Annotated in this window: 11 protein-coding genes and 1 riboswitch; of the genes, 4 read left to right on the forward strand and 7 right to left on the reverse strand. The window is 44.3% G+C overall.

The window, feature by feature from the left end; genetic code table 11:
* Nucleotides 1-44 precede the first annotated feature (44 nt).
* From ACYVNW_RS15815 to ACYVNW_RS15825, 3 genes are read left to right on the forward strand one after another with little or no spacing between them, the layout of a single operon-like run.
* Nucleotides 45-1,004 (forward strand): homoserine kinase, encoded by a 960-nt coding sequence (locus ACYVNW_RS15815; RefSeq protein WP_460680847.1) that lies wholly within the window; start codon nt 45-47, stop codon nt 1,002-1,004.
* A 21-nt stretch (nt 1,005-1,025) separates the two neighbouring features.
* Nucleotides 1,026-2,336 (forward strand): threonine synthase, encoded by a 1,311-nt coding sequence (gene thrC, locus ACYVNW_RS15820; protein ID WP_460680848.1) that lies wholly within the window; start codon nt 1,026-1,028, stop codon nt 2,334-2,336.
* A 7-nt stretch (nt 2,337-2,343) separates the two neighbouring features.
* On the forward strand, nt 2,344-2,949 hold the full coding sequence (locus ACYVNW_RS15825; protein WP_460680849.1) for an HAD family hydrolase: 606 nt from the start codon (nt 2,344-2,346) through the stop codon (nt 2,947-2,949).
* Between the two features lie 7 nt (nt 2,950-2,956).
* On the opposite strand, the gene ACYVNW_RS15830 is transcribed toward ACYVNW_RS15825, so the two are convergent.
* The 7 genes from ACYVNW_RS15830 to murQ form a co-directional block, all read right to left on the reverse strand.
* Nucleotides 2,957-4,249 (reverse strand): hypothetical protein, encoded by a 1,293-nt coding sequence (locus ACYVNW_RS15830; RefSeq protein ID WP_460680850.1) that lies wholly within the window; start codon nt 4,247-4,249, stop codon nt 2,957-2,959.
* A 65-nt stretch (nt 4,250-4,314) separates the two neighbouring features.
* Entirely contained in the window at nt 4,315-5,571 is a 1,257-nt protein-coding gene (locus tag ACYVNW_RS15835; protein ID WP_460680851.1) for a hypothetical protein, read from the reverse strand.
* A 70-nt stretch (nt 5,572-5,641) separates the two neighbouring features.
* Entirely contained in the window at nt 5,642-6,598 is a 957-nt protein-coding gene (gene metF / locus ACYVNW_RS15840; RefSeq protein ID WP_460680852.1) for a methylenetetrahydrofolate reductase [NAD(P)H], read from the reverse strand.
* Nucleotides 6,599-6,631: 33 nt separating this feature from the next.
* Nucleotides 6,632-10,312 carry a methionine synthase gene (gene metH / locus ACYVNW_RS15845; protein WP_460680853.1) on the reverse strand — a complete coding sequence of 1,227 codons (3,681 nt, stop codon included), beginning with the start codon at nt 10,310-10,312 and terminating at the stop codon, nt 6,632-6,634.
* A 195-nt stretch (nt 10,313-10,507) separates the two neighbouring features.
* Nucleotides 10,508-10,621: riboswitch (SAM riboswitch) on the reverse strand.
* Nucleotides 10,622-10,749: 128 nt separating this feature from the next.
* The gene (locus ACYVNW_RS15850; protein ID WP_460680854.1) at nt 10,750-11,487 is read right to left on the reverse strand and encodes a Bax inhibitor-1/YccA family protein; all 738 of its coding nucleotides are present in this window, start codon (nt 11,485-11,487) and stop codon (nt 10,750-10,752) included.
* A 54-nt stretch (nt 11,488-11,541) separates the two neighbouring features.
* Nucleotides 11,542-12,108: a hypothetical protein gene (locus ACYVNW_RS15855; protein WP_460681026.1), complete on the reverse strand. Its 567-nt coding sequence runs from the start codon at nt 12,106-12,108 to the stop codon at nt 11,542-11,544.
* A gap of 167 nt (nt 12,109-12,275) precedes the next feature.
* Complete coding sequence (murQ, locus tag ACYVNW_RS15860) at nt 12,276-13,103, reverse strand: N-acetylmuramic acid 6-phosphate etherase (RefSeq protein WP_460681027.1); 828 nt, start codon at nt 13,101-13,103, stop codon at nt 12,276-12,278.
* Between the two features lie 93 nt (nt 13,104-13,196).
* Between murQ and ACYVNW_RS15865 the strand changes: the two genes are divergently transcribed.
* Entirely contained in the window at nt 13,197-14,798 is a 1,602-nt protein-coding gene (locus ACYVNW_RS15865) for a S41 family peptidase (protein WP_460680855.1), read from the forward strand.
* Nucleotides 14,799-14,807: the final 9 nt, after the last annotated feature.

The raw sequence follows: 14,807 nt of genomic DNA on the forward strand, positions 1-14,807 counted from the left end.
AGAAGTGTTAGTTAGGTATAATAATATTATAGAGGATTGAAGTTATGATTAATTTGAACCCCCCTTCGGGGGGCAGGGGGGTAAGGGTTTTTGCCCCTGCTACCGTAGCCAATGTGGTTTGTGGCTTTGATGTACTGGGCTTTGCGGTAAATGAGCCGGGCGATGAAGTGATAATGCGGCTTACCGGCAAGCCAGGTATCACCATCAGCAAAATAACCGGCGATAACGGCCGGTTGCCTATGGACCCGGCCCGTAATACAGTAAGTGTAAGCGTACAGTATTATTTGCAATCCATCGGACGGCCTGATTTAGGCTTGGATATTGAACTGCATAAAATGATGCCGATTGGCAGTGGTTTGGGTTCCAGTTCGGCCAGTACGGTAGCCGGCTTGTTTGCCGCCAAAACACTGCTGGGCGACGAAACAGATATCATGCAGTTGCTGCCTTTTGCCATGAAGGGCGAGGAGATGGCCTGCGGGCATGGCCATGCCGATAATGTAGCTCCTGCATTGTTAGGCGGCTTTGTACTTATCCGCAGCTATGAGCCGCTCGAGGTGATCCGTTTGCCGCACCCGGAGGGTTTGTATTGTGCTGTGGTGTTTCCTGATGTGGATGTACCCACCCGCGAGGCCCGGCAGATTATCCGCAATAAAATATTACTGAAAGATGCCGTTACCCAGTGGGGTAACATTGCAGGGCTGGTGAGCGGCCTGTTTATGCAGGATATAGATTTAATTGGCCGCAGCATGCAGGATATACTGGTAGAGCCGGTACGTTCCATGCTGATTCCTGATTTTTACCGGCTGCGCGAATTGGCGATGGAGGCGGGAGCCGTAGGCTTTGGCATATCAGGTTCAGGCCCTTCAGTGTTTGCCCTTACTAAAAACGAAGATACCGCACGCCGTATTACCCAGCGCTTACAACAGCATTTAACTCAAATTAACATTCAATCACAAGCTTACGTATCACCGGTAAACGCTGCCGGTCCGCGTGTATTGGATTAATTATCATTGACTGAACTTACGATGAAACTATATAGTACCAACGATAATTCCCGGCAACAAGTAGCCTTTAAAGAAGCTGTGTTTAACAGTATGCCGCAGGACAAGGGCCTGTACATGCCGCTTGAAATTGAGGCCATGCCTTCATCTTTTTTCGATGAATTGGCACAGCTCTCTTTACCCGAAATTGCTTTTCAGGTGGCCCGGCACTTATTGCAAGGTGCCATCCCGGAGCAGGATTTAAAAGCATTGATTGAGGATGCTATTAATTTCGAAGCGCCGGTAAAGCCGTTGGAAGAGGATGTATATGTACTGGAGCTCTTTCATGGCCCTTCGCTGGCGTTTAAAGATTTTGGCGCCCGTTTTATGAGCCGGGTAATGAGTTACTTTTTACAACCCGGCGAAAAGCAACTGGATGTACTGGTAGCCACCTCTGGTGATACCGGTGGCGCGGTGGCTTTGGGTTTTTTAGGTGTACCCAATACGCGGGTTACTATTTTGTATCCCAAAGATAAAGTAAGTTTGATACAGGAATTACAGCTTACCACCAACGGGCAAAACATCCGCGCTGTTGAAATAGACGGTACCTTTGATGATTGTCAGGCACTGGTGAAACAAGCCTTTACAGATGACGAGCTGAATGCACAGTTCCGGCTCACTTCTGCCAATTCTATTAATATTGCCCGGCTGATTCCGCAAACCTTTTATTATTTTAATGCCTACGCCCAACTATTGAGGCAGGGTAAGCATAAAGTAGCATTCGCCGTACCCAGCGGTAATTTTGGTAATATAGGCGCTGGCTTGCTGGCCTGGAAACTCGGGCTACCAGTACAGCAGTTTATTGCGGCAACCAATGCCAATGATACTGTTCCTCAGTTTTTAAAAACAGGTGTTTACCAGCCCAAGCCTTCGGTGCAAACCATAGCTAACGCCATGGATGTGGGTAATCCCAGCAATTGGGTACGCATTGCAGAATTGTTTAAAGATGACGCATCGGCTTTAACTCAGTTGGTAATGGGCTATAGTTATACCGACGAACAAACGCATGAGGCCATCCAGCATTTATATGCCAAATATGGTTATATAGCGTGCCCGCACACAGCCATTGCCTGGCGTGCGCTCAAAGAGTGGCAAACCAGTAACGGGACTGATGTGGCAGGTGTATTTCTATCTACCGCACATCCGTGTAAATTTCCGGAGGTATTTGAGGATAGCATCAGGCAAAACATCCAAGTGCCTGAACAAGTAAAAGAAATAGAAAACAAGGCGCAGCATAAAACGACTATGCCTAACAATTTCTCTAAGTTTAAGGCCTATTTATTAAATAACAATTAAGCCAGTAATGATTGATACTTTGATTTTTGATTTAGGCGGTGTACTCATTGATTGGAATCCCGAATACCTGTACCGCAAGTTGTTTACAGATGAGGCGGCCATGAAAGACTTTTTAGCTACCGTTTGCACACCGGACTGGAATGAAGAGCAGGATGGCGGACGAAGTTTGCAAGAAGGTACAGAGTTACTGGTAAAGCAATTTCCGCAGCAGGAAGCCAACATCAGGGCATTCTATGGTCGATGGGAAGAAATGCTGGGTGGTGCTATTGAGGGTACGGTAGAACTGTTTAAACAGCTAAAGCAAAGTGGTCACTATAAAATTTATGCCCTCACTAATTGGTCGGCCGAAACGTTTACCATTGCTTTACAGCGCTATGAGTTTTTAAACTGGTTTGACGGTATCGTGGTATCGGGCACCGAAAAAATGCGTAAGCCTGATGCAGTTTTTTACCGGTTGCTATTAGAGCGCTACCAGGTAAACCCACATCAGGCTTTATTTATTGATGATAATTACCGCAATATTTTAGCCGCACAGCGGTTGGGCATACAAACTGTACATTTTACTGGCGCCGATGAATTGCAACAGCAGTTATATGCTCATCAGCTACTTTAAGGGTTATTTAATTTCTATTGAAACAGTAATGTACGCCTATTGCTATAGTTTGCGTTTTAATGCTGTAAAATGAATAGTTGCCATAACTTACAGGTATGTTGTATTGGGCATAAAGTTCAAATTTCTTGTTAATCATTGCGCCGGCTTTTACCGGGAAACTAAACCAACCGGCATCAAGCTTTTGGTAATTATCCTTTATTGTTTCCGTAGTGCCTATAAATGGATAACTTTCTACTCTTTTGTATTGATTGCCGCTATAAATGGAAAAGTTATAACTTAATCCAGTACCCAAGTATATTTTGAGTGGGTTGGTGTTATAAATATTGTATAATAATTGAGGTGAAATGGAGATATTCAACTGTTTGAAATTGTAAAAAGATTCAGAATATACATTGCCAGTAGCAGCTGATCCATCGGCTGCCAGGTAATCAAATTTTGGCGAAACGTACGAAAGATTAACCTCCCCCCGGAAAACCATTTTTTGAACATCTGCGTTCTGAAAGAAATCATATCCGGCACTAAAAAATGGAGCTACATTTTTTGAACCATTAGTTTTTGCAAATTCATTAGCACCTGAAAATGAAGTTGTATGGAAATTTATACCACCTCCAATGAACGCACGCCCATTGTTGTGATGCTTATCTGCAGCTTTCTTGTTAGTATTGATGTAGCTTAAAATTTCAGAAATATCACTTACTGTATAATTGGTATGCTCCAACTTTCTTTGTACCTGCTCTGCTACTTTGAACCTGATTAGTAATGAATGAAGTTGATTCAGATAGCCTGAAGTAGCAATCACCACATTATCATTATACGGATCAGAATATCTGAAATAGCTAAGTTCGTATGGTTTTCCATCGTATTCTTGTATAAATAATCTGTTACGAGCTTCATCATTATAACTCAATAAGGAAACATGATTACCCTCAGCTTCCATCCTTAAAAAGGTTTCAGTTTGGTAGGTAGTTGTATCTAATGGCAAGAAGGCGTTATTTGAACTGTTATTGGTTATGATTGCACTACGGCTGATACGGCCTGTATAAGTAATATATTTTCTTGAACCGGTTATTGCAAAAGATTTCAAATCAGAAGGTTGGTAGGTAACAGCTTCTTTATCTGTCATTTTTTTTTTAAATTCAACAGATTTTGGAGAACGCGACCATTCTCTGGCGTTAATATAACCACTAATTGAATCACCATTGGCAACAATAAGATACCCTTTTTGATAATTAGCTTGGGCAAAAGAAAATATTGGCGTTAAAAGGATTAAAAACAGCCAAAAATATTTTGGAGATATCATATATAATAAACGTTAAGAATTAGTACGTCTTGAAATTTCAATTAAAGTGTTTGATTGAAGCTTAGTTATATCTTCCGTTTGTTATGGGGATTAAAACAGTAATGTATGCCTAATCCAACACTTTGTGTGCTTAGAGAAAAATTCTGGTAATTGGTATAGGCAGCAGGAAAAATGTATTGGGCAAATATCTCTATTTTTTTATTAATCAGTATTCCGGCCTTAAATGGAAAATTAAACCAGAAGCTTTCTAATATATAATAATTCTTTATATTAACTTGGTTAGTTGCAGCATTGTGATATTTTGAATTGCTGTATTTTGAAAGGTTGAAAGCAAAGCCAGCATCAAAAAAAAACTTCAAGTTGTCTGTGCTGTAAATGTTGTACATAACTTGAGGTATTACTGTAAAATTCAGTTGATTGAAGTTAAAAGAGTCGCTCCCATCTGGTGTACTATAATTATAAGTAGTTTCTTTAAAATTGGCAGAATTATGTGAAACCATAAATTCACCACGAAATACTATTCTTTTTGTATTTGGGTTAGCAAAAATGTCATAACCTGCGCTAAAAAATGGCATTACTGCTGTAGAGCTGATGCCAGTAAACAGGTTGTTTCCCGAGAAGGCTGTATTTTGATAGTTGACCCCACCACCTATAAACAAACGGCCGTTGGGGGTTTTGCTAATATCAGTTGCCTGATAGCCATTAAAGGAATTTACAATACGTTTCAAGTCGGTAATGCCATAATCAGCATTTTGTATTAAATGCTTGAGCTGGCTATCGGCATCATATTGGTTAGCCAGTTGAAGTAATTGCCCTCTGTAACCCCAAGTGTTAACTATAGTCATAGAGTTATATTCACTGCTGTATATATGGTAACTAAGCTCATCAGGTGGTAGCCCTGGAGATTGAATAAAAAACCTTGTTTTTAAACGGTCAGTATAACTTAGTAGTGTAGCTTTTGGGCCTGTAGTAAGTACCTTTAGAAAAACTGCAGCTTGACGGGAATTAGTATCCAGAGCAGGCGGTATTCTGTTAATATCGGTAGCATCCATACTTAATTTACCGTTGTAAGTTATAAAACGGTCTATTCCGCCAACCTCAAATAATGTTAAGTTTGCAGGTGTATATACTGTGCTGGCATTATCAGTAAGCGTTCTTTTAAAATTAATTGTTTCAGGATTTCGGTTCCATTCACGGGTATCAATGTATCCACTCAATGTGTCACCGCTGCTTAAAATCACATAGCCTTGACGATAATTAACTTGCGCAAAAGAGAATACAGGTAATAAGAAGCCCAGTAGCAATAAGTAAAAATATTTCATGTAATAAGGTTGAAAATAATAAAGGCCGAATATAAGAAATCGGCCTTTGAATCGTTCTTGAAAAAGAAAGTTAAAATATAGCTTCTGCTATACGTTTAGTAGGCCCGGCGTTGCCCATAGTGTAAAAGTGCAGTACCGGTACGCCGAATTCAACCAGTTCCTTACATTGGTTAATCATCCATTCAATGCCTACTTCTTTTACTTCCTTGTCATCTTTACAGGCATGCACGGCATCGCTCAAATCTTCAGGGATATCAATGTGAAAAATTTTGGGCAAACTCACCAATTGCTTTTTTGAAGTTAACGGTTTCAAACCCGGAATAATAGGGATGTTAATATCATTTTCACGGCATTGCTTTACAAATTCTTTGTACTTGCTTACATCATAAAACATCTGGGTTACCATAAACTCGGCCCCGACTTTTACTTTATTGTGCAGGTGCCTGAAATCGGTTTTCAGGTTGGGCGATTCAAAATGCTTTTCGGGGTAAGCGGCTATGCCGATGCAGAAATCCGTTTTATAAGAAGTATCCTGATAATCGTGCAGGTAAATGCCATTGTTCATGTCCACAATCTGCTGCTGCAGCTCAATGGCGTATGAGTGGCCGCCCTGGGTAGGTATAAAGCCCGGATCGGTTTTACGGGCATCGCCGCGCAGGGCCAGTACATTATCAATACCCAAAAATTGCAAGTCAATTAAGGCATACTCGGTTTCTTCTTTAGTAAATCCGCCGCATATTAAATGCGGTACCGTATCTACGCCGTACTTATGCATAATGGCAGCGCATACCGCCACGGTGCCGGGGCGCTTGCGGTAAGTTACTTTTTCCAAATAGCCATTTGGTGCTTCTTTGTATACCAAATCCTCGCGGGAGGAGGTCACGTCAATAAATGGCGGCTTAAATTCCATCAAGGGGTCGATGGTTTTATAAATACCATCCATGCTTTGCCCTTTAATAGGTGGAAGCAGTTCGAACGAGAATAGAGTTTTGCCGTTGGCGTTTTTAATGTGTTCAGTTATTTTCATTTATAGTACTTGCAAAGCAAGCTCTCAAAAATATTAAATTTGATATGCTAAGTTAGGTCCTAACCATCTTTCTACGGTGTCAACAGACATCACCTTCCGTTTAGCATAATCTTCAACTTGGTCTTTACTGATTTTATTTAACCCAAAGTACCTCGATTGCGGGTGCGAAAAGTAGAAGCCGCTTACCGATGCCGCCGGCATCATGGCCAGGCTTTCGGTCAAATACATGTGGGCATTGTCTTCTGCTTTCAGCAGGTCGAACAGGGTGGTTTTCTCCGTATGGTCGGGGCATGCCGGGTAGCCCGGTGCCGGGCGGATGCCCTGGTACTGCTCTTTGATGAGTTCCTGATTACTCAGGTGCTCATCATGGGCATAGCCCCAGTATTCACGGCGCACCAGTTCGTGCATTTTTTCGGCAAAGGCTTCGGCCAGGCGGTCGGCCAGGGCTTTGGCCATAATGCTGTTGTAGTCATCATGGTCCTGTTCAAATTTAGCCACCAACTCGTCGCAACCCAAGCCGGCAGTTACGGCAAAGCCGCCAAAGTAATCGGGCACGCCGCTATCTTTCGGGGCAATAAAATCAGACAGTGCATAATACGGCTCGCCTTTCGGCTTTTCGGCTTGCTGACGCAGGGTATGTATGCGGCTTAATAACTGCGTACGGCTTTCATCAGCGTATAACTCAATGTCATCGCCTACACTGTTTGCCGGCCAAAAGCCGATAACCCCATTGGCCTGCAATAGCTTTTCATCAACAATTTGTTTCAGCAGTACCTGCGCATCATCGTAAAGCTTTTTGGCTTCGGTGCCTACGGTTTTATCATCAAATATTTTGGGGTAGCTGCCACGCAGCTCCCAGGTATGGAAGAAGGGTGTCCAGTCGATATAAGGCAGCAGTTCTTCTAATGAATAAGCCTCTATCACTTTAGTGCCGGTAAAAGTAGGCTTAGGCGCTACATCACCATCTAAACTGATCTGAAAACGTTGCGCACGGGCTTCTTCCAGGCTCACAAAGCGTTTATCTGATTTTTTATTCAAATGCGCTTCGCGGGCTTTGGCATATTCATCTTTAATGCCTTGAATATAGCCATGTCGTTGCTCCTTGTTCATCAGGCTGCTGCATACGGTTACACTGCGTGAAGCATCCAATACGTGGATAGCCGCACCGGAATAATTAGGCGCAATTTTTACTGCGGCGTGGATGCGCGAAGTAGTAGCACCACCTACAATGAGCGGCATGGTAAAGCCTTCGCGCTCCATCTCTTTGGCAAAGTGCACCATTTCATCTAATGATGGAGTAATTAATCCGCTCAGGCCGACGATATCTACCTGGTGCTGCTTGGCGGCTTCGATGATTTTTTGTGCAGGCACCATTACCCCTAAATCAATTACCTCGAAGTTGTTACAAGCCAATACTACACCCACAATGTTTTTACCAATGTCGTGCACGTCGCCTTTAACCGTAGCCAGTAGTATTTTTCCGGCATTACTGCGCTGATCGGCACTGGCATTATTTTTCTTTTCTTCTTCAATAAAAGGCAGCAGGTAAGCCACCGCTTTTTTCATTACCCGGGCCGATTTTACCACCTGTGGTAAAAACATTTTACCCGAGCCAAACAGGTCGCCTACGATGTTCATGCCATCCATTAGCGGACCTTCGATTACTTCCAGGGGTTTAGCATATTGCTGTCGGGCTTCTTCCACATCATCATCCAGGTATTCTACAATGCCTTTCACCAGGGCATGGCTCAGGCGCTCAGCTACCGGCGCTTTACGCCAGGCTTCGTCTTTTACTATTTCTTTGCCTTTGCTTTTTACGGTTTCGGCAAATTCTACTAAGCGCTCTGTGGCATCCGGCCGACGGTTTAGCAGTACATCTTCTACCAGTACCAACAGGTCTTTCGGTATCTCTTCATATACCTCGAGCATACCGGCGTTAACGATGCCCATATCCATACCGGCTTTAATGGCATGGTATAAAAAGGCAGAGTGCATAGCCTCGCGTACTACATTGTTACCACGGAACGAGAAGGAGATATTACTTACCCCACCGCTTACCTTGGCATAAGGCAGGTTCTCTTTAATCCATCGGGTAGCATTAATGAAATCGACCGCATAGTTGTTGTGCTCCTCTAAGCCGGTAGCAACCGTTAAGATATTGGGGTCAAAAATGATATCCTGTGGTGCAAAGCCTACTTCGTTCACCAGGATATCGTATGAGCGTTTGCAGATTTCAACCCGGCGTTCGTAATTGTCGGCCTGGCCCTGCTCGTCAAATGCCATCACAACGGCGGCGGCACCATAACTCATTATTTTGCGGGCATATTCCTTAAACTTTTCTTCGCCTTCTTTCAGCGAAATAGAATTCACAATGCCTTTGCCCTGCAAACATTTCAGTCCGGCCTCTAAAACCGTCCATTTAGATGAATCCACCATGATGGGCAGTTTGGCAATATCGGGTTCGGAAGCCACCAGGTTCAGGAACTTGGTCATTACCGCTACCGAATCAATCATGCCCTCGTCCATGTTAATGTCGATCACCTGCGCGCCACCTTCTACCTGCTGGCGGGCTACGGTAAGGGCAGCCTCGTAATCCTCGGCTAAAATCAGTTTCGAAAACTTAGGGGAACCGGTGATGTTGGTACGCTCGCCTACGTTGACGAAGTTGGTTTCGGGTGTGAGGGTTACCGCTTCTAAACCGCTCAGGCGCATATAGTTTTGCACCTGCGGAATGGTACGAGGTGGGTGTTTGGCCGCCTTTTCGGCAATGCAACGAATGTGATCGGGCGTGGTGCCGCAGCAGCCGCCTACAATATTCACCAAGCCGGCCTGCATAAAATCATCTACCAAGTGGGCGGTTTCATGCGGTACTTCATCATAAGCGCCAAACTCGTTGGGCAAACCCGCATTAGGGTAGGCCGAAATGAATACATCTGCCTTTTCAGAGAGTTCCTCTAAGTGGGGGCGCATTTCTTTAGCACCTAAAGCGCAGTTTAAGCCTACCGACAACAGGTTGGCGTGGCGGATGGAGTTCCAGAATGCCTCCACCGTTTGGCCTGATAACGTACGACCCGAAGCATCGGTAATGGTGCCTGAGATCATGATGGGCAGGTGCTTGCCGGTTTCATCCGCATAGCGGTTGATGGCAAACAGGGCGGCTTTGGCGTTTAAGGTATCAAATATGGTTTCTACCAGCAATACATCTGAACCGCCGTCTACCAGTCCGCGTACCTGCTCATAATAAGCTTCGGCCAAATCATCGAAGGTAACGGCACGATAACCGGGATCGTTTACGTCTGGCGAAAGGGAAGCTGTACGGTTGGTTGGCCCTACGGCACCGGCCACAAAGCGGGGTTTATCCGGATTTTTGGCCGTATACTCATCTGCAGCTTCACGGGCAATGCGGGCACCTTCATAACTAAGTTCATAGGCCAGTTCTTCCATATGATAATCGGCCAGTGAAATGCGCTGCGTACTAAAGGTGTTGGTTTCAATGATATCAGCCCCGGCCTCCAGGTACTCACCATGGATGGCCTTGATGACGTCGGGGCGGGTCAAATTCAGTAGATCATTATTGCCCTTTAAATCAGATGGGTGATTGGCAAAGCGTTCTCCACGGAAATCTTCTTCCGTAAGCTGGTAACGCTGAATCATGGTACCCATGGCACCATCAATAATGAGTATACGTTTCTGAAGTTCGTTTCTAATATCCATATGTTGAGATATGAGATGTTAGATATGAGATATGAGATATCAGATATGAGTTAGAAGTAGTTAAGTTATGGGAAACGATTAATCCATTACCTAAACGCTTCTATTTCATATTTCATATCTCACATCTCAAATCCCACATCTTAAAAAAAGCTTATTTAGAAAAAGTTGGTATACACGCAGACGGTGTTAACTTTTCGCTTATCTGCCTTTAACCCTGTAAGTTACGGGTTGAAGTAGAATGTAGCACCTTGTAAGTACAGGTTGCTAAGATTTCGCCGGGTCTATTCCCTCCATCTTTCTACATAAGCCATACAAAGGTGCAACATTTGCAGCGAATAAGCAAGCCCATAAAGTGCTTGTGTATAAGCTGAAAGCCACATTTAGTCATAAAAAAAGCCGCCTTGTTGAGGCAGCTTTTAAATTTATTTAAAACTTTATTATCTGCGGCGGCCAAACAGGCGCAGCAAGTATAAGAACAGGTTCACAAAATCCAGATATAAGGTTAAGGCACCCAAAATGGCTAATTTACCTGCGGGCAGGTTGGCATCCATACTGCCGCCCAGGCGTTTAATGCGCTGTACATCATAAGCGGTTAAGCCGGTAAACACAATTACGCCAATATAGGTAAGTACCATGTTTAACTGCAGGCTTGGGAAAAGCATGTTCAGCAATGTAGCAATGACCAAGCCAAATAAGCCAATCATCATGATAGCGCCAAATTTGGTTAAATCCTGCTGGGTAGTATAACCTGCTACAGCCATAATGCCAAATACTGCAGAGGCGGTGATAAATACACCTAAAATAGAACCCGCTGTATATACCAGGAAAATGAAGCCCAGGCTGGCACCCATCAGTGCTGCAAAAAGCAGGAACAGTAAGGCCAATACAGGTTTAGATAAACGGTTGAAGCCAAATGACATAACCAGTGTAAATGCCAATGGGGCAAAAGTTACTATAGTGCCTAAGCCCGTGCGCATCCCTGTTGTAGGGTTAATTAATAAGAACAACAATGATGTATAAGCAAATAAATAAGCGGTAATGGCTGATAGCGCTAAGCCGCCAAACATCCAGGCAAATACATTGGCCATAAAGCGGCGAGATGCAGCCGGATCTTCAATATGGATTACATTTTCGTATTGATAATCGTTACTGTAATCGGTAGTGTGGTTATCCATGTGTATAATAATTGATAATGGTGCTAATGTAATATTATTTGTGATAATTCAATGTTAATTCAAACGGCGTGTTAACTGCTCTTCTACACGTTTAAACACCTGTAAAGGTTTTAGTGTACGCCAGCTTAAATCATCCAGTACCCCTCCAAAGTTGATGTAATAGTCAATATTGCTCTGCTTAAACTCGCGGATAACATGGTCCCGAAAGTTAATTCCGGCAATCCAGCCATCTTCTACATCGCCGAACCATTCCTCGTAATAGCAATCGTCGGAAGAATGGAAGTTGAGCACATTCTCACCAATCAGGATAAATTTGTTGAGGCCATTGTCCATCATCAGTTCCAATATTTCGCGCTTCAGCATCATAATGTCGTTATTAATGGCATCGTTCCATTCACCAATCAGTTCAATGATGGTATACCCCCGCTCATAATCAGCAAACAGTACTTTGATGTATAATGTATTTGAGCCGAAAGAATCCCACTGCGGATGCAGCAGATAGTTGTACACCTGTTTATCAAACTCAAACTCACTGTACTCTGTAGCGTAAAAGGGCGAATATTCGTCCTCTGCTGCAATGTAATCATCCCTCCACTTGTAATAGGGTTCTATCTCGTGCATCTTTTGTTTTATGTGCAGATATGCAGATTTGCACATGTGCAGATGGCACATTAATGCTTGTTTGCATATCTAAATTTATTAATAATTCATTTTATACAGTTGCCTTTTCACTTTCTTCATCTGCACATCTGCATACCTGCACATCTGCATACCTGCACATCTGCACATTACTTACCTAAATGCAACTCCACGGCTTTCCGTACGCTGCCGGTTTCTTTCAACAGTTGTTCAGCTTCCGCCTCAGCTAAACCCGTTGCCTCCATTACCATGCGGGTGCCGCGGTCAACCAGCTTATGATTGGTTAACTGCATATCTACCATTTTATTACCTTTTACACGGCCCAGTTGTATCATAACCGTAGTGGTGAGCATATTGAGCACCAGTTTTTGTGCGGTACCGGCTTTCATGCGTGTAGAGCCGGTTACAAATTCAGGCCCGGTCACCACTTCTACCGGAAACTGTGCCTCTGCTGCCACGGGGCTACCACTATTACATACCACACAGCCGGTAGCCAAGCCGTGTGCGTTTGCAGTTTTTAAGCCGCCAATTACATAAGGTGTACGGCCCGATGCGGCAATGCCCACCACTACATCTTTATCGGTAATATTAAATGCTGATAAATCTTTCCAGGCCTGTTCGGCATCATCTTCGGCAAACTCTACAGCTTTGCGTATGGCACCATCGCCACCGGCAATAATGCCGACCACCATATCAAAAGGTACACCATAGGTGGGTGGGCACTCCGAGGCATCTACAACACCCAAACGGCCGCTGGTGCCGGCACCAATATAAAACAGGCGACCGCCTATCCTCATTTTTTCGGTTACGGCTGTGGCCAGCGCCTCAATTTGCGGCAGGGCTTTCTCTACTGCATCCGGTACGGTTTTATCCTCGCGGTTGATGTTGTCCAATAGTTCCCGTACCGACATTTGGTCAAGGTGCTGGTAGTTGGAATCTTTCTCGGTAGTGTTGATCATAGTTATGGTTTGCTGTATACAAAAATCGGTAAAATAACAGCAAGTACAAGGTTCTGCACAGATAAATTATATAGGGTTAGGGTCAAATTATTACCTTTATCCCAATCTATAATGAAACAGACGGCGGTTGTAATATTCAGGGTAGTTATCTTATTACTGGTAGGTTTTACCATCGGCTTTATCGTCAGCAACGCCAGTTTCTCCGGCAACAATCTCAACCTCTACGGCAACGGCGAAAGCAAGGTTGAGCGTGTGGTACAGTTGTTAAAAAACAACTATGTGGATTCGGTCAACACCGATACCTTGGAAACCAACGCCATTGACCAGATGCTGCAAAGCCTGGATCCGCATTCCTTGTATTTACCCCCGTGGCAGGCCCAATCAGTAAACGAGCGATTAGAAGGTGGTTTTACCGGCGTAGGCGTTACTTATATTTTGCTGCGCGATACTTTAGCCATAACTAAGGTTTACCCCGGCGGACCTGCGGCCAAAGCCGGCTTGCAAAGCGGCGATCGTATTTTAACTATTAACCGTATGCCGCTATCAGGCAGGCATATTACCTTATCACAGGTAGGTCAGTTGTTTGCCGGTGCGCCCAATACTCCGATAACATTGAGCGTATTGCACTGGAACAGCAAAGCCGTACAAACTTATGTGCTTAACCGCGGACGTGTTACCTTAACCAGCCTCGATGTAGCTTATATGGCTGCGCCGGGTACAGGTTATATCAAAATCAGCAAATTTGCTTCTACCACCGATGCCGATTTTAAAGGTGCATTGCAGGAATTGCTGCAACAAAAAATGCAGCGGCTGATATTGGATTTACGTGGTAACGGCGGCGGTTATCTGAGCGCAGCCACCGCTATATCGGATGAGTTTTTACCTAAAGGAAAGCTGATTGTTTACACCCAGGGCCTGCATGAAAAGCGGACCGATTACCTGGCTACCGATTCGGGTTTGTTTCAGCAGGGCAGGGTAGTGGTATTGATTGATGAGCATTCAGCCTCCTCCAGTGAGATTGTAGCCGGCGCTTTGCAGGATTTGGACCGGGCCGAAATTGTAGGCCGCCGCTCCTTCGGTAAAGGTTTGGTGCAGGAGCAGTTTTTGTTCAACGATAGTTCAGCGGTTAATTTAACCGTAGCCCGGTATTATACCCCTTCGGGGCGTTCCATACAAAAATCATATAAAAATGGTACCGTAGCCTACCATGAAGAACTGGAACAGCGCGCCCAAACCGGTGAGCTATACGGCAGCAAAAACCGGTATACAGACAGCCTGCAGCATACCTCATCGCGCTACCGTACCTCCGGCGGGCGGCAGGTATATAGTGGTGGTGGCATCATGCCTGATGTATTTGTGCCGGAAGACCCCAGTGTGAACAATACGCTGGTAAAAGAATTGAAAAGTAATCAACTGTTTACAGCTTACGCCATTGATCGTTTGCAGCCCATATTGAGCAAATATCCATCAGCAGCGGCATTTGCAGCACAATACCAGCCCGGTGATGGAGATTTAACCGCCTTTATTGTGTATGCTTCGCGTACCCTGCCCGAAATGGACTCACAGGAGATACGGGCTGCCGCCGGTTATTTAAAGCAATTGATAAAAGCTTATGCCATACAGTTGAAATGGGGCAATGCGGCTTACTACCAGTTTTTGAATGAAAAGGATATGGATGTGAAGAAGGCGGTAGAGGTGATTTCGAAAACATAGCAATTGCCT

The sequence above is a fragment of the Mucilaginibacter koreensis genome, assembly GCF_054783355.1.

What these genes read in the sequence shown, in the direction of transcription:
- thrC (WP_460680848.1), top strand. Translation starts at nt 1,026, where the DNA reads ATGAAACTATATAGTACCAACGATAATTCCCGGCAACAAGTAGCCTTT.
- ACYVNW_RS15835 (WP_460680851.1), bottom strand. Translation starts at nt 5,571, where the DNA reads ATGAAATATTTTTACTTATTGCTACTGGGCTTCTTATTACCTGTATTC.
- ACYVNW_RS15825 (WP_460680849.1), top strand. Translation starts at nt 2,344, where the DNA reads ATGATTGATACTTTGATTTTTGATTTAGGCGGTGTACTCATTGATTGG.
- ACYVNW_RS15855 (WP_460681026.1), bottom strand. Translation starts at nt 12,108, where the DNA reads ATGCACGAGATAGAACCCTATTACAAGTGGAGGGATGATTACATTGCA.
- ACYVNW_RS15815 (WP_460680847.1), top strand. Translation starts at nt 45, where the DNA reads ATGATTAATTTGAACCCCCCTTCGGGGGGCAGGGGGGTAAGGGTTTTT.
- metF (WP_460680852.1), bottom strand. Translation starts at nt 6,598, where the DNA reads ATGAAAATAACTGAACACATTAAAAACGCCAACGGCAAAACTCTATTC.
- ACYVNW_RS15850 (WP_460680854.1), bottom strand. Translation starts at nt 11,487, where the DNA reads ATGGATAACCACACTACCGATTACAGTAACGATTATCAATACGAAAAT.
- ACYVNW_RS15830 (WP_460680850.1), bottom strand. Translation starts at nt 4,249, where the DNA reads ATGATATCTCCAAAATATTTTTGGCTGTTTTTAATCCTTTTAACGCCA.
- ACYVNW_RS15865 (WP_460680855.1), top strand. Translation starts at nt 13,197, where the DNA reads ATGAAACAGACGGCGGTTGTAATATTCAGGGTAGTTATCTTATTACTG.
- metH (WP_460680853.1), bottom strand. Translation starts at nt 10,312, where the DNA reads ATGGATATTAGAAACGAACTTCAGAAACGTATACTCATTATTGATGGT.